The 21,861-nt window shown below is 57.2% G+C and carries 25 protein-coding genes; 20 read left to right on the forward strand and 5 right to left on the reverse strand.

The features are described 5' to 3' along the window. The first annotated feature begins 162 nt into the window (after positions 1–162). The 5 genes from ACSBQQ_RS15910 to ACSBQQ_RS15930 all read left to right on the forward strand — a co-directional run bounded on the left by ACSBQQ_RS15910 (position 163) and on the right by ACSBQQ_RS15930 (position 2,617). Entirely contained in the window at positions 163–702 is a 540-nt protein-coding gene (locus ACSBQQ_RS15910) for a hypothetical protein (protein ID WP_060388161.1), read from the forward strand. After that, on the forward strand, positions 699–1,109 hold the full coding sequence (locus ACSBQQ_RS15915; protein WP_130042623.1) for a putative T6SS immunity periplasmic lipoprotein: 411 nt from the start codon (positions 699–701) through the stop codon (positions 1,107–1,109). Before ACSBQQ_RS15910 ends, ACSBQQ_RS15915 begins: the two co-directional genes overlap by 4 nt. Before the next feature lie 289 nt (positions 1,110–1,398). Continuing rightward, positions 1,399–1,788, forward strand: coding sequence for a hypothetical protein (locus ACSBQQ_RS15920; protein WP_060428721.1), 390 nt, complete (start codon positions 1,399–1,401; stop codon positions 1,786–1,788). A 27-nt stretch (positions 1,789–1,815) separates the two neighbouring features. Continuing rightward, positions 1,816–2,208, forward strand: coding sequence for a hypothetical protein (locus ACSBQQ_RS15925; RefSeq protein WP_041037748.1), 393 nt, complete (start codon positions 1,816–1,818; stop codon positions 2,206–2,208). Positions 2,209–2,221: 13 nt separating this feature from the next. Further along, the gene (locus ACSBQQ_RS15930; protein ID WP_060426415.1) at positions 2,222–2,617 is read left to right on the forward strand and encodes a hypothetical protein; all 396 of its coding nucleotides are present in this window, start codon (positions 2,222–2,224) and stop codon (positions 2,615–2,617) included. Here the strand turns inward: ACSBQQ_RS15930 and ACSBQQ_RS15935 are convergent. After that, positions 2,608–2,925 carry a hypothetical protein gene (locus tag ACSBQQ_RS15935; RefSeq protein ID WP_060428722.1) on the reverse strand — a complete coding sequence of 106 codons (318 nt, stop codon included), beginning with the start codon at positions 2,923–2,925 and terminating at the stop codon, positions 2,608–2,610. The genes ACSBQQ_RS15930 and ACSBQQ_RS15935 overlap by 10 nt on opposite strands. A gap of 245 nt (positions 2,926–3,170) precedes the next feature. Between ACSBQQ_RS15935 and ACSBQQ_RS15940 the strand changes: the two genes are divergently transcribed. From ACSBQQ_RS15940 to ACSBQQ_RS16000, 13 genes are all read left to right on the forward strand, one after another. After that, positions 3,171–4,541, forward strand: coding sequence for a glutamine synthetase family protein (locus ACSBQQ_RS15940; protein WP_060428723.1), 1,371 nt, complete (start codon positions 3,171–3,173; stop codon positions 4,539–4,541). Positions 4,542–4,569: 28 nt separating this feature from the next. Further along, a complete protein-coding gene (locus ACSBQQ_RS15945; protein ID WP_039567582.1) occupies positions 4,570–4,980 on the forward strand; it encodes a GNAT family N-acetyltransferase in 411 nt (136 codons plus the stop codon). A 13-nt stretch (positions 4,981–4,993) separates the two neighbouring features. Further along, positions 4,994–5,683, forward strand: coding sequence for a trehalose-6-phosphate synthase (locus ACSBQQ_RS15950; RefSeq protein ID WP_039567585.1), 690 nt, complete (start codon positions 4,994–4,996; stop codon positions 5,681–5,683). 679 nt (positions 5,684–6,362) lie between these two features. Continuing rightward, complete coding sequence (locus ACSBQQ_RS15955) at positions 6,363–7,889, forward strand: ABC transporter permease subunit (protein ID WP_086556823.1); 1,527 nt, start codon at positions 6,363–6,365, stop codon at positions 7,887–7,889. Between the two features lie 15 nt (positions 7,890–7,904). Next, the gene (locus ACSBQQ_RS15960) at positions 7,905–8,696 is read left to right on the forward strand and encodes an ABC transporter ATP-binding protein (protein WP_033648578.1); all 792 of its coding nucleotides are present in this window, start codon (positions 7,905–7,907) and stop codon (positions 8,694–8,696) included. A gap of 32 nt (positions 8,697–8,728) precedes the next feature. After that, positions 8,729–9,811, forward strand: coding sequence for a porin (locus ACSBQQ_RS15965; RefSeq protein ID WP_033648579.1), 1,083 nt, complete (start codon positions 8,729–8,731; stop codon positions 9,809–9,811). Positions 9,812–10,396: 585 nt separating this feature from the next. Beyond that, positions 10,397–11,176 carry an ABC transporter ATP-binding protein gene (locus ACSBQQ_RS15970; RefSeq protein ID WP_043148199.1) on the forward strand — a complete coding sequence of 260 codons (780 nt, stop codon included), beginning with the start codon at positions 10,397–10,399 and terminating at the stop codon, positions 11,174–11,176. Between the two features lie 112 nt (positions 11,177–11,288). After that, on the forward strand, positions 11,289–11,981 hold the full coding sequence (locus ACSBQQ_RS15975; RefSeq protein ID WP_033648582.1) for an MgtC/SapB family protein: 693 nt from the start codon (positions 11,289–11,291) through the stop codon (positions 11,979–11,981). A 27-nt stretch (positions 11,982–12,008) separates the two neighbouring features. After that, on the forward strand, positions 12,009–12,893 hold the full coding sequence (locus ACSBQQ_RS15980; RefSeq protein ID WP_033648583.1) for a LysR family transcriptional regulator: 885 nt from the start codon (positions 12,009–12,011) through the stop codon (positions 12,891–12,893). A gap of 261 nt (positions 12,894–13,154) precedes the next feature. Beyond that, positions 13,155–15,335: a carbon starvation CstA family protein gene (locus tag ACSBQQ_RS15985; RefSeq protein ID WP_033648584.1), complete on the forward strand. Its 2,181-nt coding sequence runs from the start codon at positions 13,155–13,157 to the stop codon at positions 15,333–15,335. Positions 15,336–15,551: 216 nt separating this feature from the next. Then, entirely contained in the window at positions 15,552–15,755 is a 204-nt protein-coding gene (locus ACSBQQ_RS15990; RefSeq protein ID WP_004953088.1) for a YbdD/YjiX family protein, read from the forward strand. A gap of 21 nt (positions 15,756–15,776) precedes the next feature. Beyond that, positions 15,777–16,739, forward strand: a complete 963-nt coding sequence (gene yjiA / locus ACSBQQ_RS15995; protein ID WP_043148200.1) for a GTPase — start codon at positions 15,777–15,779, stop codon at positions 16,737–16,739. Between the two features lie 591 nt (positions 16,740–17,330). Next, positions 17,331–18,233: a LysR family transcriptional regulator gene (locus ACSBQQ_RS16000; RefSeq protein ID WP_043148201.1), complete on the forward strand. Its 903-nt coding sequence runs from the start codon at positions 17,331–17,333 to the stop codon at positions 18,231–18,233. Here the strand turns inward: ACSBQQ_RS16000 and ACSBQQ_RS16005 are convergent. Continuing rightward, positions 18,217–19,215, reverse strand: a complete 999-nt coding sequence (locus ACSBQQ_RS16005) for an amidohydrolase family protein (RefSeq protein WP_043148202.1) — start codon at positions 19,213–19,215, stop codon at positions 18,217–18,219. The two genes, ACSBQQ_RS16000 and ACSBQQ_RS16005, sit on opposite strands and share 17 nt — an antisense overlap. Before the next feature lie 334 nt (positions 19,216–19,549). Between ACSBQQ_RS16005 and ACSBQQ_RS16010 the strand changes: the two genes are divergently transcribed. Together ACSBQQ_RS16010 and ACSBQQ_RS16015 are read left to right on the forward strand one after the other, a co-directional pair. Next, positions 19,550–19,786: a hypothetical protein gene (locus ACSBQQ_RS16010; protein WP_050498724.1), complete on the forward strand. Its 237-nt coding sequence runs from the start codon at positions 19,550–19,552 to the stop codon at positions 19,784–19,786. Beyond that, positions 19,678–20,139, forward strand: a complete 462-nt coding sequence (locus ACSBQQ_RS16015; RefSeq protein WP_072010286.1) for a family 1 glycosylhydrolase — start codon at positions 19,678–19,680, stop codon at positions 20,137–20,139. The genes ACSBQQ_RS16010 and ACSBQQ_RS16015 overlap by 109 nt, the downstream gene beginning before the upstream one ends. 24 nt (positions 20,140–20,163) lie before the next feature. Here ACSBQQ_RS16015 and ACSBQQ_RS16020 read toward each other — a convergent pair whose 3' ends face one another. From ACSBQQ_RS16020 to ACSBQQ_RS16030, 3 genes are read right to left on the reverse strand one after another with little or no spacing between them, the layout of a single operon-like run. After that, a complete protein-coding gene (locus ACSBQQ_RS16020; protein WP_060417705.1) occupies positions 20,164–20,496 on the reverse strand; it encodes a contact-dependent growth inhibition system immunity protein in 333 nt (110 codons plus the stop codon). Further along, positions 20,493–20,780: a contact-dependent growth inhibition system immunity protein gene (locus ACSBQQ_RS16025; protein WP_043148204.1), complete on the reverse strand. Its 288-nt coding sequence runs from the start codon at positions 20,778–20,780 to the stop codon at positions 20,493–20,495. The genes ACSBQQ_RS16020 and ACSBQQ_RS16025 overlap by 4 nt, the downstream gene beginning before the upstream one ends. A gap of 4 nt (positions 20,781–20,784) precedes the next feature. After that, positions 20,785–21,612 (reverse strand): RNase A-like domain-containing protein, encoded by an 828-nt coding sequence (locus ACSBQQ_RS16030; protein ID WP_043148206.1) that lies wholly within the window; start codon positions 21,610–21,612, stop codon positions 20,785–20,787. Positions 21,613–21,861: the final 249 nt, after the last annotated feature.

The following is a 21,861-nucleotide window of genomic DNA, read 5'->3' on the forward strand; positions in this document are numbered from 1 at the left end:
ATAAAAACAACAAAATCATTCTCTATATCAATCAATGGATTGCATCCGAAACTCTTTTACCTTTCCGTCTTGTGAGCGAACGCAAAAGATTGTGACAAAGTGGGTTAATGGTGTCTGAACTTTCGCTATGGTGTTTTTTTCATGTTTTAACGGATTAAAACCATGGCCACAACTCACGGAAATTCACGGAAACTTACGGCCGGTGAAATCACATTGGCCAGACTGCTCTACAAAGATGCTGTCGATTACACCCGTGTTCGCGTCCATAACGGCAGCTATTTCCCCTTCGGCTTACAGCATGAAGATACGGCCGTAACACCAAATGGCACGCTCTATTTTATGCCCAAACACTTCAAAGAAGACTTTGCCACGGCAAACGCCTACGATCAGCATTGGTTTATCCATGAAATGGCGCATGTCTGGCAATATCAATTAGGCATGAACGTACGCCTGCGCGGGTTGGCTAGTTGGGCAGTTTCCTATCAGTATTCCTTGCCCAATTATCATCTTCTATCCGATTATGGAATGGAGGCGCAGGCAAGTATCATTGCAGACTATTTTTACCTAACTAAATTCGGACGCAATGGCTTTCAAATAATCACCAACTACAGCGGCATTATTGGGCCAGACATCAAAAAACGCTATGAATGGGTATTGCGAGCTTTCTTGAAAAATCCAAAGAATCGGAACACCTTGTTATGACAAGACTTTATCTCTCTTTGCTGTGCGTACTGCTACTGAACGGCTGTCAATCCACTCAGCCCTGGTACCATCCGTTGGATGTCTCGCTCAAAGACAACCAACCTTGCTTTGCCGTGCCTATCAACAGCGTTCGTAGCGGCGACAGCCTGCAAAACCGGGGGGTGATTGTCTCACGGCAGGAACAACAACAATGGCATATCGTCTGGACCTCACCTGAAGTCACTTCGTTGCCTGACCTGAAACCAGGGCAATGTGTCACTTATCCGCAAGTAAACTGGGCTGCGGGAGAATACTCAGTCTTGCTCGGCGTCTCGATGAATAACGATACGGAAAGGCGTAAGTACATGAGAACCTTTACTTTAAGCATCGAACGTAATGGAAAGACGCAATTACATAGCGATCATTAAGCAACCCATCTTGTATTTTCAGATGATACTTCGGCCGCGACCAGGAGTGCGCCAAGATCGCGGTGAAGGGATACCGTCATTTTGCGGCAAGTACTGCGGCGGGGATTTTGGGGGGTGAAGGTGGTGCGATGTTAGCAATGACAGCTTGTAGTATCGTCTTAGGCGCCTCCACGTTTGGTACCGGTATTTTAGCTTGCGGTATAGCAGGCGCTGCTCTGGGTGGCGCAGCTGGCAGTTGGGGTGGCGGTGTAGCCGCCGACAGCATTACTGGTTTCATTTTTGGTGAATAATGAAAATCGCTATCGTCCTGTTCTTCACTCTGACATTGATTAGCGCCCTGGTTCAGTACCTTTACTATCGGCGCTATAAAAAAGAATTTTCTGAATTCTATCAACGTTATGTACAAAGCGCCCATCCCTTGCCTCCATTTGTCATCTTCGCGGATAACCTTGGTTTGCTCGGTGTGTCTATCAAAGCGCAATGGTTCCGTTGGATATTGAATGGCAGAAAAATAAAGATAGGGAAAAACGCTTTTCTGAGCCCAAAAACCTACGAATTCGTGAATGAAAACACATCTCAACGTCTCAAAAACTGGCTTCGAAAAGACTTCATCTTAAGCGTGCTGAAAATGGGGCGTTTGGCGTTGATGTGTATCTTTGCTTTTTTGAGCAAGGCATAACGCCCCTTGAACCTTAGCCGGTGGCTTATGAAAACAGCATCACTTATTGCAGCCGCGCTGCTCTTACTTTGTTGGCTTGTTCAATATATTTACTCTCGTCGCTATAAACGCGAGTTCGATGTTTTTTATCAACGCTATACCCAACAGGGCCACTTTGTCCCTGCTCACGTCGCGATTGCCGATGGCCTTGGCTCTTTAGGTACTTCCATCAAAGCCCAATGGTTCAGATGGATCCTTTGCGGGAAGAAAATCAAGGTAAAGAAAAACCAATATCTTCCCGCCAAGACCTATGAATTTGTTCGTCTTTCATCATCTGAACGCTTGCAGACCTGGATGAAAAATAACGGCACGCTTTTGGCGCTGGAAGGCGTGCTCTTCATCATGGCATTGATCTTTATGATAATAGCGAGAATGTCGTGATTCAGGCTGCTCAATGAAAACCCTTGTCATATTATGCTTAACGCTGCTGGTTTTAAGCGCCTGCATCCAATTCATTGGTTACCGTCGCTATAAAAAAGAGTTTGATGCTTTCTATCAACGTTACGCCGGCAGCGGACATTTTATTCCGCCCTACGTCGCCTTTGCCGATAGCCTCGGCATGCTTGGAACCTCATTGAAAGCACAGTGGTTTCTTTGGATCCTGAAGAGGAAAAAAATCAAGATTAGGGGTCAGGTTTGGCTCGATGCGAAAACCTATGATTTCGTGCAAAAAACCGCCTCTCCTGAGCTACAGAAATGGCTGGCGATGGATTTTATACTTTTACTCGTAGAGGCCATTATTACCACCGTGGGCTGTATTTTTATTTACCTCATCAAGCATCAAGGTTGAGCAGAAGCGTTGCTCCCCTCCACCGCCTGCACCGCCGCCTTCTGCGTGGCGCGCTGATATAAGCACAGCTCCCTGCCCGGCTTGTTTTTCATAAACGGCTGCGGGTAGCGCCCGCCGATAAACAGCGCCGAATAGCCGACGTCATCACCGTAGTGAACGATCGCCCCTTCCACCCTGGCGTTTTTTAGCCCGCTGGCTTTCAGGCAGGCGACGCGCATCGCCCTTTCGCTCTTAGCCCACGCCTGTGGGGAAGACGCGGTGGCGTTGAACGCGGCCAGCGCGGCGATAAGCAGCCCTATTTTCTTCATCGTTATCTCTCCTTCAACGGCCCGTCTCGCCAGTATAGACCGTGCCGGCGCGGCCAACCCGCCAACGCCGCCGCGCTCTTTACGGCATTTTTATTCCGCGCCCCGTTAACGTTACGGCGTTTTTACAGACAGTTTTTGCCGCCGCAGATACCCTTTTCACATCGCCACTATGGCCCCACAAGAGAGTTGTCCCATGCGTTTATCCCTGCCTCTGGCCGTGACCGGTCGCCGTTCTGGAGCACGCCATGCATGCTAATATCATCGGCTTCAATCCGCTGCTGGCGGAGCTGCCCGTTTCGCCAACGCGCGCCTTCCACAAAGAGCTGGAACACTACCTGCAGCGCTATCCGCAGACCGAACAGCTGGATATTTATCTGCACGATCTGAACGGCCAGCTGCGCGGCAAGCGGCTGCCGATCGCCGAAGCCTTTGGGCTGGAGAAAGGCTGCTACTTCCCGCTGTCGATCTACGCCCTGGATCTGCACGGCCGGGTGATTGAAGAAAGCGGGCTGGGGCAACGGGCGGGCGAGCCGGACCGTCTGTGCCTGCCGGTGCCCGGCACGCTGCGCCCCTGCGCGCGCGATCCCGAACGCCACGCCCAGCTGCTGCTGACGATGCAAAACGCCGACGGCGGCGCCTGCGAGCTGGAGCCGCGCGTGGTGCTGCAACGGGTGCTGAAGCGCCTGCACGAGCGCAACTGCTTCCCGGTGGTGGCGGCCGAACTGGAGTTCTACCTGCAGGATCCGCAGCACCCCGCCGCGGCGGAAACCTGCCCGACGCAGAGCTTCGCGGTGGATGCGCCGGAGCGCCACCATGCACTGCTGAGCGACATCGAACGGCACGCCCGCCTGCAAAACCTGCCGTTGACCGGCGTGGTGGCCGAAGCCGCCTCCGGCCAATACGAGCTGAACCTGCATCACAGCCGGCGCGTGCTGGAAGCCTGCGACCAGATCATGGCGCTGAAACGCCTGACGCGGCAAATTGCCGAGCAACATCACCAGCACGCCTGCTTTATGGCCAAGCCCTGCGCCCACGCCGCCGGCAGCGGGCTGCATTTCCACATCAGTTTGCAGAACGAGCACGGCGAGAACCTGCTGACCGGCGCGCCGGGCGAACTGAGCGACAACATGCAGCAGGCGATGGCGGGCATGCTGGCGCTGATGCCGGCGTCGATGGCGATCCTGGCGCCCAACATCAACGCGTTTCGCCGCTTCCGCCCCGGCATGCACGTGCCGCTGCGCGCCTCCTGGGGCCACAACAACCGCACGGTGGCGCTGCGCCTGCCCTGCGCCGACAGCGCCAACCAGCGCATCGAATACCGCCTGGCCGGCGCCGACGCCAACCCTTATCTGGCGCTGGCGGTGATGCTCGGCGGCCTGCTGCACGGGCTGGAACACCCGCTGCCGCTGCCGCCCGCCGCCAACGGCTGCGAGAGCGACAACGCCGCGCCCTTGCCGCTCGGCCAGCAGGAGGCGCTGGCGCTGTTCCGCCACAGCGATCCGCTGCGTGAGCTGCTCGGCCCGGCGTTCTGCACCCTGTGGCACACCTGCAAAAGCGCCGAACTGCGCCGCTTCGAGGAACAGGTCACCGCCGCCGAACTCGGCTGGATGCTGTAACCCCCGGTTCATTAACCTGAGGATAATCATGAATATGCAACCGCAACGGGCGCCCGTGCAGCCGCTGCTCTGCTGGCGCAAAGGCGTTTTTCATATCAGCACCGATCGGCAGTTGTTGGATATCGATGCGATCCAACTTTTTCTCAGCTTGCCGGATCGGGCGGCGGCCGAGCGCCTGGTGCACCACGGCCTGTGCTTTGGCCTGTACCGCAAGCGCCACCTGCTCGGCTTCGCCCGCATGGTGACCGATTACGCCACCTTCGCCTTGGTGAGCGAACTGTTCGTCAGCGCCGAATACCGCGGCGTCGGGTTGGGAAGCTGGCTGACGCGCTGCTGCCTGGCGCATCCGGCCTTGCGCGGCCTGCGCGTCACGCTGCCCGCCCTGCAAGCACCCTGGCGCGCCGATGGTTCGGCACACGCCCTGCGCGCCCTTCACTGATGAGGAGACCCCCATGTCTCGTTTGGTGCTGATTTCCAACAAGCAGTGCGACGGTAAGGATCTGGCCTGCGCCGGCCAGACGTTGGCGGCCGACGCCGAACCGGGGCTGTGGCTCGGCTGGAACGGCGACGTGCAGAATTTCGCGCAGCGCCCGATCAGCTGCCGCCAACGCGCCGGTTACGATCAGGTGACCTTTCCGCTGTCGATCGAGGAGTTTCGCCGCCACTATCAGGGCTATTACCACGATGGCCTGTGGCCGGTGTTCCACAACCAGCCGGAGAAAGCGCACTTCACGCCGGAAAACTACCGCGCCTACCGGCAGCTGAACCGCCGGTTTGCCGATATCGCCGGCGAGCACCTGTGCCCCGGCGACACCGTCTGCATCGATGACTACCAGCTGCTGCCCTGCGCCCAGGCGCTGAAGGAGCAAGGGCTGCTGAACGCCTGCGCGTTCTTCTTCCACCTGCCGTTCCCGTCGGCGGCGCTGCTGCGGCGCATCCCGGAACATCGCCAGCTGATCGCGTCGCTGCTGTTCTACGATCTGATTGGCTTTACCACCACCGACGATCGCAATGCCTTTCTCAGCTGCCTGGCCGCCGAGTTCCCGCTGGAGATGCTGCCCGACGACCAGATCCAGGCCAACGGGCATATTTTCGCCACCGGCATTTTCCCCGCCGGCATCAACGGCAGGCAGGTTTATTGATTTACGGCGGCGCGCACCCTTCAGGCGCGCCGTTTTATTTCGCCGCGATTTATTTTTCCCGTCTTTATCGCCACCACAATGCGTTATTTTATTTTCCGGATATAGCGATTAAAAAATGAATATTTATCCTGTTACACATCAACCGTAAAAACCGCGCGGCGCCAATTGCTTTTTATTGGCGAAAAACATTACCCTTTCCCTGCCATATTTAAACCGAGGAGGGCCCCATGGGCGATGAAAGTTTTAGTTTTACGCTAATGCTATTGGGCGTCTTTCAGTAATGCCATCCGCGTTGCATTCTGAAAGACACGGAATGCGGCAACCGTTCCCCTTCTGACGGCCTTTCCCACTCTGCCGGCCCACCCATCGCCTCGCTGCGAAAACAACGTCTGTCTCAGCCGCTACGGCGGTATTTATCTGGTGTCGCCGGGCATATTCCCCGAGCGCCGACGGATTTCTTATGGGAAAAATAAGGTATTGCGTTATGCAAAATAACCGGGGTACATCTGTTTTCAGAAAGTCTTATTTAAATGACTTTATCGTTATCGCCATCGGTGTTTTTTTCATTGCCTTTTTTATTCGTGCCTGGGGTGACATGCACGGTGACTTCAATGAACAAAACGTCTCTGCCATTAGTCTTGATGCCTGGAACCTGCTTTATTATTCGCTCAGAACCAGCATGCGCTTTCTCCTCGGCATGGCCTGGTCGCTGCTGTTTTCTGTGGTATTCGCCGTGCTGGCCGCACGCTATACGCCACTGCGCCGGGTGATCCTGCCCTTCGTCAACTTTATGGAGTCGGTGCCGCTGGTGGGGTTCCTGACCTTCACGACCGTGTATTTTCTCAACCTCTACCCGCACAGCGTGATGGGGCTGGAGTGCACCGCCATCTTCGCGGTGTTTACCGGCCAGGCCTGGAACATGATGCTGACGCTGTATCAGACGCTGCGCATCGTGCCCAAGGAGCTGGATGAAGCCGCCCGCAGCTTCAATTACAACCCGTGGCAACGCTTCTGGCGGCTGGAGTTCATCTATTCGGTGCCGGGCCTGCTGTGGAACGCCATGGTGTCGCAATCCGCCGCCTGGTTCGCCCTGGTGGCCTCCGAGGCCATTCCGGTCGGCGATCGCTCGGTCGAACTGCCCGGCGTCGGCTCCTATATCGCCGAAGCGCTGGCGCAGCAGAACGTGCCGGCGATCCTGTATGCGATCGTCGCGCTGGCCGCCAACATCGTGCTGCTCGATCAGCTGGTTTTCCGCCCGCTGGTGCGCTACACCGCGCGCTTCAAATACGAAGACGTCACCGCCAGCCGGCCGCTCGGCAATCCGTGGTTCTACAACAGTCTGGCCTTTTCGCACGTCGGTGCGGCACTGGGCCACACGCTGCGCGCGCTGGCTGACCTGTGGCTGTTCAAGCTGCCGCGGCTGTGGTACGCCCTCGGCCTGCACCGCCTGTTCAGGCTCGCCGCCAAGGGAAACTGGCTGTGGCGCAGCCTGTGGTATCTCGGCGTGGTGCTGGCCTGCGTCTGGTTCGGTTACCGGCTGTGGGAATACTTCCCCAAACAGTACTTCGCCATGCTGCCGGAATGGATGCTGCTCACCACCGCGCGCGTGGCCGCAGCCATGCTGCTCAGCGTGGCGATCTTCACGCCGCTGGGGGTGTGGATCGGCATGAATCCGCGGCTGGTGAAGATCTTCCAGCCGATCATCCAGATCCTGGCGGCCATTCCGCCCAACATTTTCTACCCGCTGATCGCCGCCTTCATCGCCATTTATCATCAGGATCTCGGCTGGTGGGCCATCCCGATGATCATGCTGGGCACCCAGTGGTACGTGTTGTTTAACGTGATCGCCGGCGTATCCGCCATTCCAACGCAGATCACCGAGGTCAGCGAAACCTTCGGGCTGCGCCGCTTCCGCTGGTGGCGCTACTACATGCTGCCGGCGATTTTCCCCTACATCGTGACGGGCATCATCTCCGCCGCCGGTGGCGCCTGGAACAGCGCCATCGCCGCCGAGGTGATCCAGTGGGGCAGCACCACCCTCAGCGCCACCGGGCTGGGCGCGTTCATTTCCGTGGTCACCGACGCCGGCAAGAACCCGGAGTCCGCGCTGGGCTGCGCCGCCATGTGCGCGCTGGTGGCGCTGTGCATCATCTTCGTCTGGCAACCGCTGTATCGCATCGCGGAAACCAAATTCAAATATGACTGATCAAGGGGGAACAACATGGTGACTCAAGAGGTAATTATCAGCGCCAGCCGGCTGAACAAGACGTTTATCGGCGAAAACAAGCGCCCCAAACCCGTGCTGCGCGACGTGACGCTGACCGCGCACGCCGGCGAGTTCGTCACCATTCTGGGGCAATCCGGCTCGGGCAAGTCCACGCTGCTGCGCATGCTGGCCGGGCTGATCCCACCGGACAGCGGCACGCTCACGCTGGCGGGCAAACCGGTCGACGGCCCGAGCGCCAACGTCGGCATGGTGTTTCAGTCCTACGCGCTCTATCCCTGGCTGACGGTGTACGACAACATCGCCTTCGGCCTGCTGGCGCAACGGCTGCCGCCGCAGACGATCGCCGAGCGGCTGGGAGCGCTGCTGCGCCTGGTGGGCCTGACCGGCTATGAGCACGCCTGGCCGCGCGAGCTCTCGGGCGGCATGCGTCAACGGGTGGGCTTCGCCCGGGCGTTGGCGGTAGAGCCCGACCTCTTGCTGCTGGATGAACCCTTCTCCGCCCTCGATATCTTTACCGCGCAAAAACTGCGGGGCGACCTGCTGGCGCTGTGGGGAGACAACCGGCTGCGCACGCGCGCCATGGTGATGGTGACGCACGACGTCGAAGAAGCGGTGCTGATGTCCGATCGGGTGCTGATCCTGGACGCGACCAGCAAACGGATCGACGACGAATTCAGCGTCAATATCCCGCGTGCGGCGCGCAACCGGGACAGCCTGCGGCACCTCACCGATCGGATCCGCAGCTGCCTGTACAAAAAAATCGCGCAAGCGCAATCGGCCGGTTAACGGCCCTGTTTTCATTCACTTGGGGAACTGAAATGAACCATAAAAGCGTGCTGATGACGCTGGTCATCCTGCTGCCGGCGGCCGCCACCGGCGCGGAAATCGTCAATAAAGGCGGCAATAAACTGGATCTGTACGGCCAACTGAACGGCGTGCATTACTTCAGCAGCGACGCCGACAATAACGGCGACCGCTCCTATACCCGCTTCGGCTTCAAAGGCGAGACGCAGATCGGCGACGCGCTGACGGGGTATGGCCAATGGGAATATCAGGCAGGGCTCGATCAGCCGGAGAGCGCCGGGCCGGGCGACAGCTATACCCGCCTGGGCTTTGCCGGATTGACGTTCGGCCACTGGGGCAGCCTGGATTACGGCCGCAACTACGGCCTGCTGTATGACGTGGCCGGCTGGACGGACGTGCTGCCTGAATTCGGCAACGACAGCTACGAAGCGGCCGACAACTTTATGACCGGCCGCGCCAACGGCCTGCTGACCTACCACAGCCGCAGCCTGGGTGGTCTGGTCGACGGCCTGGATCTCGGCCTGCAATATCAGGGGAAGAATCGGGGAGACGACGCTCAACGGGCGAAGGATATCCAGACGCAAAACGGCGATGGCTACGCCTTTTCCGCCACCTACGACACCGGCGTGGGGCTCAACGTTGGCGCCGCCTACGCCAACTCTGCGCGCACGCTGGCGCAACAGCGCTTCGGCCTGGCTGACGGCGATCGCGCCCGGGCCTGGACGCTGGGGCTGAAATACGACCAGGACAACCTCTACCTGGCGGCAAGCTACGCGCGCACCGAGAACATGACCTACGTCGACGGCGATCGCTACGCCGGCTTCGCCCCCCGCGCGGACGCTATTGAGGCGGTCGCGCAGTATCACTTCGATTCCGGCGTCACGCCCTCGGTGGCCTACCTGCAAACGCGCGGCCGCAACCTGCCCGGCATTGGCAACGCCGATCTGGTCAAATACCTGGATCTGGCGCTGAATTACAGCTTCAACGCCAACATGTCGACCTACGTAGAGTACAAACTCAACCTGCTGCAACGGCAGAACGCCGTCGGCGCCGGCGCCGACGACATCGTCGAAACCGGCATCATGTATCAGTTCTGATCCTCATCCCGGCCGGAGGGCGCTCTCCGGCCGGTTTATTATGTGACTTTCCGCTGGCCTCTTATTCTCTCGTTTAATTCAGGTTTATATTTCCATAAAATGATGCCTATATTCATTCTCGCGCCTTCCGTTTACGCCCCGTTTAATGAATAAAGAAAATCTTTCCCGCATTCATATTAAATTACATTTTGCCGCCATAATTCGGCGTAACCACATTGAATAACAGGCTATGGCACGCGTATTATGGCCACACGAAAAATAACGGGAGAATGATATGGACGGCGACAGTTGGTTGTTTATTTTATTGTTGGAATCGCTGAGGTCACAGGAGCAATAGTCATCCCATTGCATCCTGAAAGTGTCAGGATATGAGTCAGTTATAGCATCCCTTCGCTTTACCCTTCAGCCTCTGGCCTGCGCGCATGCCGCACCGGCACGCCCGATGGGCTAACCCCTCCAGCATAAGCGTATTAACAGTCCGATAACGGTCAGGCTTATTTGCACCCGCATTTATTTTACGCCTGTCCGGCGATAAATATCGGCCCTTTTTCCATGCTCATGTTTTTAATTGGGTGGAGACAGATCATGTTGGTAAAAAAAACCACGCTGCTGACGGTCAATAACGTCAGCAAAAGCGTTCAGCCTACCGGTAAAGAAAAACGTCTGTTGCTGAATGAAATCAATTTGCGCCTTTACGACAACGAGGTCGTCAGCATTTTGGGGCAGTCCGGCTCGGGTAAATCCACCCTGCTGCGCATGCTTTCCGGCCTGATCGCGCCGGATCTGGGCACCGTGATGCTGGGGGATAAAAAAGTCTCGGGGCCGAATCCGCAGATCAACATGGTGTTCCAGACCTTCGCCATTTTCCCGTGGCTGAACGTCTACCAAAATATCGCCTTCGGGCTGCAGGCGCAGGATCTGCCGCCGCAGGTGGTCGAAGCCCAGACGCTGAAAATGCTCGATCTGGTCGGGCTCACGCCCTACCGCGACGCCTACCCGCGCGAGCTTTCCGGCGGCATGCGCCAGCGGGTCGGCTTCGCGCGCGCGCTGGCGGTAGAACCGATGCTGCTGTTGCTGGACGAGCCGTTTTCCGCGCTGGACGTCTATACCGGCGAACACCTGCGCAGCGATCTGCTGCGTATCTGGAGCACGCGCCAGATCAAAACCCGCTCCATCGTGCTGGTCACCCACAGCGTAGAGGAGGCGGTGATGATGTCTGACCGCGTCCTCCTGCTGGGCGCCGGCACCCTCGACAGCTGCTATCACATCACGCAGCGCCGCGAGGCGCGCACCCGCGAGGGGATGCAGCCGCTGACGGACAAAATCAGCGAGACGCTCAGCCGGCAGATCGCCGCCGCGCACTGAGCGCCGCCCTGGCCTGGCGGGACGGAACCCCGCCAACTTAACTACCTGTTTATCAAGAGTTACCCCGCCACGGGTGGCTCATGATAAGCGGATAATACATCGAGTTATTATCATGCATTTCATTCATACACTGCTGACGCTGCTGACCGCGTCCGTCCTGGGCGCCACCATCGGCTACGAAAGACAGTTCCGCCAGCGCACCGCCGGGCTGCGCACCAACACGCTGGTGGCCACCAGCGCGGCGATCTTCGTCCATCTGGCCATGACCATCGACGGCAGCGGCGGCGCGGTGCGCGTCATTTCCTACGTGGTCTCCGGCGTCGGCTTTCTCGGCGCCGGGGCCATCATGAAAGAAGGGATGAACATCCGCGGCCTGAACACCGCCGCCACGCTCTGGGGCTCCGCGGCGGTCGGCGCCTGCGCCGGCTGCGGCCTGTACGGCGATGCGCTGGCCGCCACGCTGTTCGTGCTCGCCGCCAACACCCTGTTGCGCCCGCTGGTCAATATGGTCAACAAGCAGCCCTTCAATGACGTTAACGGCGAGTCTACCTACCAGATTTGCGTCATTGCCTTCGAGCATGAGCAGCGTGAGGCGCTGGCCAAATTCAAACAGGTGCTGCAAGGGGAAAACTGCTTTATCTCGCATCTGGATATCGAACCCTTCGGCGACGACGACGTGGAGATCACCGCCACGCTGATGCCGGCCTCCGTCACCACGCCGGTGCTCGACCAGACCATCAATAAATTGCTGAACGACAGCATGATGAAACAGGCCTATTACAGCCGCATCGCCGGCTCCGGCTGATGCCTTTCACTTCCAGGGAGATCAACCATGAAAACCATGCCAAAGCTGGCTCATCTGACGATGTTCAAGGACATTGTCCACTGTGGAAGCTTGCACGAGGCCGCGAAAAAGCTGGCCATCTCGCAGCCGACGCTCAGCCGGGTGCTGAAAGAGCTGGAAATGACCATCGGCGCGCGGCTGCTGGAGCGCAGCAACCGCGGCGTGCGCCTGACGGCGGTCGGTGAGCTGTTTTACCGGCGAATAGACGCCGCCACCAATCAGTTGCTCAACGCGTTTGACGAACTGCGCGGCCTGAGCGCTGACGGCGAGAAGCGACTGCGGGTGGGGATGAGCGTCGATCCGCTGCTTTGCTATCTGCCTCAGGTGCTCGAAGGCTTCAACCGCCGCTACCCGCATACCCGGGTGACGGTGGTGGAGGACGGCCCGGAAGGCCTGCTGGCCCGGCTGCGAAACTGCGAGCTGGATTTGGCGGTCAGCAGCCTGAACGGCGCGGCGGGCGGCGCCGATCTGGCCATGCAGGCGCTGAAAAGCGAGCGCTTCTCGCTCTATCAGGGAGGCGATCTAACCGCAGCCGGGCAACCGCCGGCCGAGGCCAAATGGGTGGTGCCGCGCTCCTGCTCGGTGGGGCATGCCGCCATCCGCGAGATCGCCGAACGCTACACGCCGCACGGCCAGATCGTCGAGACCGACTCCTTTCTGGCGACCTGGTGCCTGGTCAGGCAGCAGGGCTATATCGCGCTGCTGAGCGATCGGGTGGTCGCGCACTACGCCCCGCAGCTGCACCTGCAGAAAATCCCGACGCAGGCGATCGACATCAGCGCGCGCTTTTACGTCTTTACCCGCCATGAGCCGGCGACGCCGCCGCTCAGCGCCGCGTTTATCCACCTGCTGCAGGCCATGCAGACGGCTTGAGGAGACAGGCCGTCGCCCGCCGGCGGCCGAATCTCTTCTCCAGGCCGCCAACCGCTTACCCCGCCAATCCAACCGTTCACCCGGCGGATCTGACCGCTGACCGAAATACGCCTGTCTTCCCCCCTTACCCCCGGCGATGATGAGCTGTTCCTAAACCCGCCTTACCTCGGGAAAGACGCTACGGCTCGCCGCGCCACTCTGACATCTCATACAAGCGGATGAGTTCATTCATATTTTGCAGACTGGAATTAAGGATACCTCATGAAACGAGAGGGGATTTTAAAGCACATTCCGTGGATGCTGCTGGGGATACTCGGCGCAGCCTGCCTCGGCGTGGTGGCGCTGCGCCGCGGCGAACACATCAGCGCGCTGTGGATCGTCGTCGCTTCGGTGGCGGTGTATCTGGTGGCCTACCGCTACTACAGCCTGTACATCGCCACCAAGGTGATGAAGCTGGACGCCGGCCGCGCCACCCCGGCGGTGGTCAACAACGACGGCCTGAACTACGTGCCGACCAACAAGAACGTGCTGTTCGGCCACCACTTCGCCGCCATCGCCGGCGCCGGGCCGCTGGTGGGGCCGGTGCTGGCCGCGCAGGTCGGCTACCTGCCCGGCACGCTGTGGCTGCTGGGCGGCGTGGTGCTGGCGGGGGCGGTGCAGGACTTTATGGTGCTGTTCATCTCCTCGCGCCGCAACGGCGCCTCGCTCGGTGAGATCATCAAAAAAGAGATGGGGCCGATACCGGGCACCATCGCGCTGTTCGGCTGCTTCCTGATCATGATCATCATCCTGGCGGTGCTGGCGCTGATCGTGGTGAAAGCGCTGGCGGAGAGCCCGTGGGGGGTATTCACCGTCTGCTCCACCGTGCCGATCGCGCTGTTTATGGGCATCTATATGCGCTATCTGCGCCCCGGCCGCGTGGGTGAAGTGTCAATCATCGGCATTGTGCTGCTGGTGGCCGCCATCTGGTTCGGCGGCGTGGTGGCGCACGACCCGTACTGGGGCCCGGCGTTGACCTTTAAAGACACCACCATCACCTTCACGCTGATAGGCTACGCCTTTGTCTCCGCCCTGCTGCCGGTGTGGCTGATCCTGGCGCCGCGCGACTACCTGGCCACCTTCCTGAAAATCGGCGTGATCGTCGGGCTGGCGATCGGCATCGTGATCCTCAACCCTGAGCTGAAAATGCCGGCGGTCACCCAGTTCGTCGACGGCACCGGCCCGGTGTGGAAAGGTACCCTGTTCCCGTTCCTGTTCATCACCATCGCCTGCGGCGCGGTCTCCGGCTTCCATGCGTTGATCGCCTCCGGCACCACGCCGAAGCTGTTGGCCAATGAGACCGACGCGCGCTTTATCGGCTACGGCGCGATGCTGATGGAGTCCTTCGTCGCCATCATGGCGCTGGTGGCGGCTTCTATCATCGAGCCGGGCCTGTACTTCGCCATGAACACCCCGCCGGCGGCGCTGGGCATCACCATGCCGGATCTGCACCGCTTAGGCACCGAAGACGCGCCGATGATCATGGCTTCGCTGAAGGACGTCACCGTGCACGCGGCGGCGGCGGTCAGTTCCTGGGGCTTCGTCATCAGCCCGGAACAGATCCTGCAGACCGCCACCGACATCGGCGAACCTTCAGTGCTGAACCGCGCCGGCGGCGCGCCAACGCTGGCGGTGGGCATCGCCCACGTGTTCCATCAGATCATTCCGGGCGCCAACATGGGCTTCTGGTACCACTTCGGCATTCTGTTCGAGGCGCTGTTCATCCTGACCGCGCTGGACGCCGGCACCCGCTCCGGGCGCTTTATGCTGCAGGATCTGCTGGGCAACTTCGTGCCGTTCCTGAAGAAAACCGACTCGCTGGTGGCCGGCATCGTCGGCACCGCCGGCTGCGTCGGGCTGTGGGGCTACCTGCTGTATCAGGGCGTGGTGGATCCGCTCGGCGGCGTGAAGAGCCTGTGGCCGCTGTTCGGCATCTCCAACCAGATGCTGGCTGCCGTGGCGCTGGTGCTGGGCACCGTGGTGCTGATTAAGATGAAGCGCACCCAATACATCTGGGTGACCGTGCTGCCGGCGGTGTGGCTGCTGATCTGCACCACCTACGCGCTGGGGCTGAAGCTGTTCAGCGACAACCCGCAGTTGGAAGGCTTCTTCTTCCTGGCCGGCGAGTACAAGCGCAAGATCGCCGAAGGCGGCGCCGAGCTGAGCGCCCAGCAGATCGCCAACATGAACCACATCGTGGTGAACAACTACACCAACGCCGGGCTGAGTATTCTGTTCCTACTGGTGGTGTACAGCATCATCTTCTACGGGGTGAAAACCGCGATGGCGGCGCACAAGAACCCGAAACGCACCGACCAGGAAACGCCTTACGTGCCGGTGCCGCAGGCCGCGCCCGCCGACGGCGTAACTGAGGGGGAGGTCAAAGTTTCGACCCAGCATTGATGTGATTTAACGGATACCCTGCATAATAACGTAAGTAGTACCCAAAGCCGCACGGCCTGCGTATCGCAAGATGCCAGGCGTGCGGCGCGATGCAATCGAGATACCCGGGGCGACCCGGAGGTGGGGCATCCCTGCGGGAACCCCATCCCCCGGCTTCCCCTAATATCAGGCTTAAGCAAGCGCTGTAGTGATGCAGGGTAAAGTTGGAGAAGGCTTATGTTCGGAAATCTCGGCCAGGCGGGGAAATATCTCGGGCAGGCGGCGCGCATGTTGGTGGGCGTGCCTGACTACGATACTTACGTCCAGCACATGAAAGACAACCACCCGGACAAGCCGGTGATGACCTATAAAGAATTTTTCCGCGAGCGCCAGCAAGCGCGCTACGGCGGCGACGGCAAAGGCGGCATGCGCTGCTGTTAACCCGCAGTCACAAGGACCCGTATGAAACCCATCGCAGTCACCATCCTGACCGGCTTTTTGGGCGCCGGCAAAACCACCCTGCTGCGCCACATCCTGAACGCCGAACACGGCTATAAAATCGCGGTCATCGAGAACGAGTTCGGCGAAGTGCCGATCGACGACGCGCTGATCGGCGATCGCGCCAGCCGCATCACCACGTTGAGCAACGGCTGCATCTGCTGCAGCAAGTCCAACGAACTGGCAGACGCACTGCTGGATCTGTTGGACGGCGTCGACAGCGGCCAGCTGGCGTTCGATCGGCTGATCATCGAATGCACCGGCATGGCCGATCCCGGCCCGATTACCCAGACCTTTTTCTCGCACGAGATCCTGTGCGAGCGCTTCCTGCTGGACGGCATCATCACCCTGGTGGACGCGGCGCACGCCGAGCAGCAGCTGAGCCAGTTCAGCATCGCCCAGGCGCAGGTGGGCTACGCCGACCGCCTCCTGCTGACCAAAACCGACGTGGCGCCGGACTGCGAGGCGCTGATCCAGCGGCTGCAGCGGATGAACGCCCGCGCGCCGGTCTACAAGGTGACGCACGGCGATATCGATCTGAGCCTGCTGTTCGACATCGAAGGCTTTACGCTGAACGACAAGCTCAACCTGACGCCATCCGCCCCGCTGTTCCGCCGCATCCCGCAGCCGCAGAGCGACATCCGCTCGATCGTGGTGACGCTGGAGCGGCCGCTGCCGCTGATGCAAATCTCCGACGTGATGGAAGGCCTGCTGCTGGAATACGCCGACAACCTGCTGCGCTACAAAGGCATTCTGTCTATCGAAGACGAGCCGCGCCGCCTGCTGTTCCAGGGCGTGCAGCGGCTGTATAACGCCGACTGGGATCGGGAGTGGCTGCCTGGTGAGGAATGTCGGAGCACTTTGGTATTTATTGGTGTGGATCTGCCGGAGGAGGAGATTCGTGGAAGGATTGGGGGGTTGGGGTAAGCGGGGTTTGGATATGGGAGCCTGTGGGTGGGCTCCAACGACTTGCCTACGTTTGAGCCGTTCCCGCTTTTGCTCTGCTTTCGTTGCCACATAGCAAAAAACACTAAAGCGGTGGCCAGTTTTAGCTGGCCACGACAAGCACCACGTATAAAAATTTCCGCCCCCTTCGGTGATTATTTATTCGCCTGATAGCTAATAGTACTGAAGAACGCGCCGATACCAGTCATTATCTATTTTAAAATAGATAATAATTTTGAAATGATGCTACATCATCCTATTCTTCACGCAACCAGTAGTCCCCCCCTATGCAAGTCATACTTTGCTTCTTAAGATGCTAAAATAAAAATCAGGTGTAATAGAACGAAATCCGACCGTATATCCTGAAATAAGGAAAGCTCTTATAAGGCTCAGAAAATAACATTATCCCATTACTTAAAAAGTGAAAGAAAACGGCGGCGATAGTGACGCATTACGCTAATACACCCAGCAAACACAGACCACCCATTTCAATTAATAAATAATTTTTTGGCAACTACCGCTTGAGACAACATGCCGTTATTTTCACGAATAAATAAGGTGAATAAATAAACCATGCGTAAAGAACTGGATTTAAAAATGCTCTATTTCTTTCGTGCTCTCTATCTGAACGGCAATGTCTCTTTGGCTGCCGATCAGTTAGATCTGAGCCAACCTTCGGGTAGCCTGCTGCTTAAGCGCTTGCGGGAAGAGTTTAACGACACGCTGTTTGTCAGGGTCGGACAAAAGATGGCCCCCACACCGTGCGCGCAGCAAGCATTTACCACCATATCAACGATTTTAGATCTGCTGGATAATCAGCTCGTTAGCTCATTGTCTTTCGATCCCCGCACCAGTCAGCGAAGCTTTACTATCGCAATGGCTGATATAAGCCAAATTGCTCTGGTTCCCCGCCTGCTTGATATATGTAAACGCCAGGGAGCCACCCAAATTAAGTTTGCCATCAGGCATATTGATGACAAAATTTACTCTGCGCTAGAGTCCGGCGACGTAAACCTTGTAATCGGTTATCTAACCGATATTCCGGAAAGTTTTTATCAACAGAGGCTGTTTGATGAACACTATGTTTGTCTAAGCAGCACGACGCATCCGCGTATCAGACAAGCACCAACACTGGCATCATGGCTTAAAGAACAACAGGTCATGGTGCAGTGGGACGGTACCGGGCATGCAGAGATGGAACGCTACCTGGCACGCAGCGGTATTCAACTGCGAACCAAAATGTTGCTCCCTAGCTTCTTGGGCGTAGGGAACATTGTAGCCAGTACTGAGTTGCTGGCCACGGTTCCCGGACAAGTTGCCGCCTGGTGTGCGGCCGCATTTCCATGTGTTGCCTGGCCATTACCCATGCCCTGCCCCTCTTTCACTATTCGCCAGGTATGGCACCAGAGATATCATCACGACCCGGGTCTGATCTGGCTACGCCAACAATTAGCTCAACTCACTCAGGCAGGCTGAAGACTCGACGAGCATTACCGTACGCAATACTTTGTTTAACGTCGGCGTCCAGGACTAATGGATCGAACCAATCAGCCGCCTGGCACATATCCTCATAAGGGTAATCAACAGAAAACATGACCCGATCCTTTCCCATCACTTCAATGGCATTATGGAGGGCACTGGTTGTGAAGTGACCACTCGTCGTGACGTAGAAATTATTCGTCAGGTAATCCGTTAAGGGCTGCTGGTTGCCCCCCAGACCGATGCCCTCAAACTGTTTTTCCAGACGATGGGCAGTGCGCGGTAACATAAATGTCAGCCCCTCCCCAAGATGCCCAAGGATAATGGTAATATTCGGATAGCGGTCGAATAACCCACTCATCATCAGACGAATAGCGTGTACTGCGGTTTCCGTTGCAAAACCCCAGGCTGAACCTACCAAGCTTTCATAGCCGCGATAAATTCCACAGGCGGCAGGGAGTGGCTCTCTGGGGTGCAGATAGACAGGCACATTCAGTTCACTCACTTTCTGCCAAAATACTTCTACCGCAGGATCATCCAAATAGCGCCCTTCCTCGGTGCCGCTCATATTGGTATAACCGTTGATCAATGCCCCCTTCATACCCAGCTTTTTCACCGCCCTTTCCAGTTCATCCGCTGCCGCCTGAGGATTTTGTAGCGCCACTGTTGCAAAAGCACTGAAACGATCGGGATGAGGCTGAACAAAATATTCGGCAATATAGTCGTTGGTGCAGGTTACGAAATGAGTTGCTGCAGCAACATCAAGAATCGACTGCGCCCCCGGCGATGTCAGTGACAAAATAGCATGACGGATGCCACAAGCATCCATATCCTTTAAGCGCAGTTCGGTTTCCAAAAGGCGTTTTTCAACATTATCCATATAATTACGGCCATTTCGCAATGCTTCGCTTTTTGAATCCCACAAACGATTATTTTCCTGGGTAGAGACATGTTCTTCTAATGCAATTTTACCTTTCATGAGTTATACCTCGCATTCGGTATTCGGGATGACATTCCAGAGACTACGACGAGTTACTCTTGTCGGCTATATAGCAAAACTGATAGCCATCATTAAAATTCTGTATAAAATAACTGAATGGCCGGCTGTTTTAACCACCTCGATCTCAGCGATTTTAACTCCTCAAAACTCATAGACCTGGCCGCACTCTCTGCCGAACAGTCGGAAAGGCTATGCCACGGGCTGATGCTGTTTGGCCATTTGCTGCACAAGCACCCGCAGCCGGATGCCGAAGGCTGGGAGCATATGAATCACTCCCTCACGGCACATCGGGTTCCTGCGTTGTGTAACCTTTATGAACGTGCGCTGCGGGGGCTGGAAGCCTGCGGCTAACGTAAATGGCAATCAGGGCGATGCTACTGCCCACGAAGTAACCCCCGCCAACCAGGTGGGCTGCATGCTGGCCGACGGCAACGCCTACCCGTGGTCCAGCAAGCCGAAAGACGCCGACATGAACGACAGCAACAACAGCGCCGCCAACGAGGTGAAATCGCTGGCGAACCCGCACGGCTGGGGCTGCGCATCACCATGAACATGATGTATGACCGCTACCAAAAGCCGCTGTTCCTGGTGGAAAACGGCCTGGGCGCACAAGACGAGATCACCGCCAACGGCGAGATTGAAGACGGCTACCGCATCAGCTACCTGCGCGAACACATCCGCGCCATGGCCGACGCCATCGCTGACGGCGTGCCGGTGCTGGGTTACACCACCTGGGGTTGCATCGACCTGGTGGCCGCCTCAACCGGCGAAATGAGCAAGCGCTACGGCTTTGTCTACGTCGACCGCGACGACCAGGGCAACGGCACCCTCGCCCGCACCCGCAAGAAATCGTTCTGGTGGTATAAGAAAGTGATCGCCAGCAATGGGGGGGATTTGGGGTAGGTTTGGGCGGTGGGGTTGGGGGGCTTAAATTCGTTTAAGCTGCTCCAGCTTTTGCTCTGTTTTTCGTTGCAATATGGCAAAGACCCCTACCGCTGTAGTGCCCCAGCTCTCCGGCACAAACTCATCTGAAAAATGCTCCGCCATGCCCTCGTTTATACGCCCCGCATAGGTGGCCTGAAATTTTTTGGCTTCCTCGAGGATATCGCGGATGACCTGGCTACCGTTTTGCTCAAGGAAGCCGTCAATCACCCCCTCGGCCGTTTCGGCATCAGTAAACAGATCATAATCCTGACCGAAGTAAATACTGAATAAGCTACTGAGCTCGCTAAAGTGATTGCGAATCATGATGGTGCTCAAAGCGCTTTCACCGCAGCGCTTCTGGCCTGTTGCAGGAATGCAGGAACTGTGGTTCCCCATAGCTCCGGGCTGAAGGTAAAGCCGAAACGTTGGTTGAATAAGGACTCCACATTATCCTGCGCCAGTAGCTCATCGATCTCATTGACCAAAGCCTCGCGCTGCTGATGAGTCGCCAGACGAATGTACTCTGCGATCAGCGCAGTAATATCGCCTTCTGCATTTATCAGGTCATAATCTTGACCAAAATAAACGACGATCAGGTTATCAAGTTCGCTGGTTTTCATCGGCTTATCTCGCAGGGAAGGCGCTAAGGATAAAGTAAGGTTTGCCATTATAGCGGGTAAACTCAATCACGACGCCAACCCGATGACATTGATAGACGTCAGTACTGCCGCGTAATACCCCATAACCCACTGATTCTGTGAAATTGTGATACACACTCAAACGGCTGCCGGGAGACGCGTACTTCATCCAATTCACAATATCTGCGCGGTTCGCTTTTACCGTGACAGAAACATATTTCTCGGCCTCTTTTACCGATCTGAAGGTACTTGCCGCGATCAGTTTCGGACGCCTGGCTAGCCTGGCAATAAGCGCTTCCGGAGCTATGTTGATATGCCGAGCCAATGTGTGCCCGCCCGGATATTTACCGCTAACGGACTCATGCTCAATCAGCTTTACCCGCCCCATACGCACGGATGCGACTCTGGCAGCGCCAACCGCTCCGGCAAAGACAAAAGGCACAGCAATATCGACCGTTAAACCGACGTTATAGGCCGTTTCCCTATCGGCACCCAATGCTTGCGCCAATAAAACGGCAGACTGATAAGTATCGGTCGTTGTTGGGTGCCCGGTAATCATCTGATTGGAAGCGGCTTTGATGCTGTCCAGGCTATGCGTTCCCACCACCACACACCCAACTTTGGTGATAAACGTCGGATCTGGCGCATAGCACAACACTCCAGCCCCCATCAGTTCAACGACTCCACCGGCAAGCCCCAAACCGCCAAGCAGACGGTTACTGAGCGTTTCACCTTCAGTGACGCTTTCATCAGAAAGCACCGCCGCAAGTTGCACCGGCGACAGGGCAATGCGCAACTCATCTTCATTCGCCATGTTCGTTCATCCGTGAATGAGCAAAGCCGTATGATTAACATAAGCTCTAGAAAGGATAAATACTGGAACGGTTAACGCTTCGCAGCGCAAATTTAGGATTACTGTGAATAACATTCATTTAGGGAATGGAATGATATGAATTATATTCGCTATATATAGGCGACATTACAAATATAAAAGGCCACCATAAATAACTGCGAGCTGAATTCCAATCCTAAAAGCAAATAAACTGTAATTCTATACAGCTTA

This window comes from Serratia sp. G204Y, from assembly GCF_051172435.1.
Classification (GTDB): domain Bacteria; phylum Pseudomonadota; class Gammaproteobacteria; order Enterobacterales; family Enterobacteriaceae; genus Serratia; species Serratia sarumanii.

What these genes read in the sequence shown, in the direction of transcription:
- ACSBQQ_RS15910 (WP_060388161.1), top strand. Translation starts at nt 163, where the DNA reads ATGGCCACAACTCACGGAAATTCACGGAAACTTACGGCCGGTGAAATC.
- ACSBQQ_RS15915 (WP_130042623.1), top strand. Translation starts at nt 699, where the DNA reads ATGACAAGACTTTATCTCTCTTTGCTGTGCGTACTGCTACTGAACGGC.
- ACSBQQ_RS15920 (WP_060428721.1), top strand. Translation starts at nt 1,399, where the DNA reads ATGAAAATCGCTATCGTCCTGTTCTTCACTCTGACATTGATTAGCGCC.
- ACSBQQ_RS15925 (WP_041037748.1), top strand. Translation starts at nt 1,816, where the DNA reads ATGAAAACAGCATCACTTATTGCAGCCGCGCTGCTCTTACTTTGTTGG.
- ACSBQQ_RS15930 (WP_060426415.1), top strand. Translation starts at nt 2,222, where the DNA reads ATGAAAACCCTTGTCATATTATGCTTAACGCTGCTGGTTTTAAGCGCC.
- ACSBQQ_RS15935 (WP_060428722.1), bottom strand. Translation starts at nt 2,925, where the DNA reads ATGAAGAAAATAGGGCTGCTTATCGCCGCGCTGGCCGCGTTCAACGCC.
- ACSBQQ_RS15940 (WP_060428723.1), top strand. Translation starts at nt 3,171, where the DNA reads ATGCATGCTAATATCATCGGCTTCAATCCGCTGCTGGCGGAGCTGCCC.
- ACSBQQ_RS15945 (WP_039567582.1), top strand. Translation starts at nt 4,570, where the DNA reads ATGAATATGCAACCGCAACGGGCGCCCGTGCAGCCGCTGCTCTGCTGG.
- ACSBQQ_RS15950 (WP_039567585.1), top strand. Translation starts at nt 4,994, where the DNA reads ATGTCTCGTTTGGTGCTGATTTCCAACAAGCAGTGCGACGGTAAGGAT.
- ACSBQQ_RS15955 (WP_086556823.1), top strand. Translation starts at nt 6,363, where the DNA reads ATGCGCTTTCTCCTCGGCATGGCCTGGTCGCTGCTGTTTTCTGTGGTA.
- ACSBQQ_RS15960 (WP_033648578.1), top strand. Translation starts at nt 7,905, where the DNA reads ATGGTGACTCAAGAGGTAATTATCAGCGCCAGCCGGCTGAACAAGACG.
- ACSBQQ_RS15965 (WP_033648579.1), top strand. Translation starts at nt 8,729, where the DNA reads ATGAACCATAAAAGCGTGCTGATGACGCTGGTCATCCTGCTGCCGGCG.
- ACSBQQ_RS15970 (WP_043148199.1), top strand. Translation starts at nt 10,397, where the DNA reads ATGTTGGTAAAAAAAACCACGCTGCTGACGGTCAATAACGTCAGCAAA.
- ACSBQQ_RS15975 (WP_033648582.1), top strand. Translation starts at nt 11,289, where the DNA reads ATGCATTTCATTCATACACTGCTGACGCTGCTGACCGCGTCCGTCCTG.
- ACSBQQ_RS15980 (WP_033648583.1), top strand. Translation starts at nt 12,009, where the DNA reads ATGAAAACCATGCCAAAGCTGGCTCATCTGACGATGTTCAAGGACATT.
- ACSBQQ_RS15985 (WP_033648584.1), top strand. Translation starts at nt 13,155, where the DNA reads ATGAAACGAGAGGGGATTTTAAAGCACATTCCGTGGATGCTGCTGGGG.
- ACSBQQ_RS15990 (WP_004953088.1), top strand. Translation starts at nt 15,552, where the DNA reads ATGTTCGGAAATCTCGGCCAGGCGGGGAAATATCTCGGGCAGGCGGCG.
- yjiA (WP_043148200.1), top strand. Translation starts at nt 15,777, where the DNA reads ATGAAACCCATCGCAGTCACCATCCTGACCGGCTTTTTGGGCGCCGGC.
- ACSBQQ_RS16000 (WP_043148201.1), top strand. Translation starts at nt 17,331, where the DNA reads ATGCGTAAAGAACTGGATTTAAAAATGCTCTATTTCTTTCGTGCTCTC.
- ACSBQQ_RS16005 (WP_043148202.1), bottom strand. Translation starts at nt 19,215, where the DNA reads ATGAAAGGTAAAATTGCATTAGAAGAACATGTCTCTACCCAGGAAAAT.
- ACSBQQ_RS16010 (WP_050498724.1), top strand. Translation starts at nt 19,550, where the DNA reads ATGAACGTGCGCTGCGGGGGCTGGAAGCCTGCGGCTAACGTAAATGGC.
- ACSBQQ_RS16025 (WP_043148204.1), bottom strand. Translation starts at nt 20,780, where the DNA reads ATGAAAACCAGCGAACTTGATAACCTGATCGTCGTTTATTTTGGTCAA.
- ACSBQQ_RS16030 (WP_043148206.1), bottom strand. Translation starts at nt 21,612, where the DNA reads ATGGCGAATGAAGATGAGTTGCGCATTGCCCTGTCGCCGGTGCAACTT.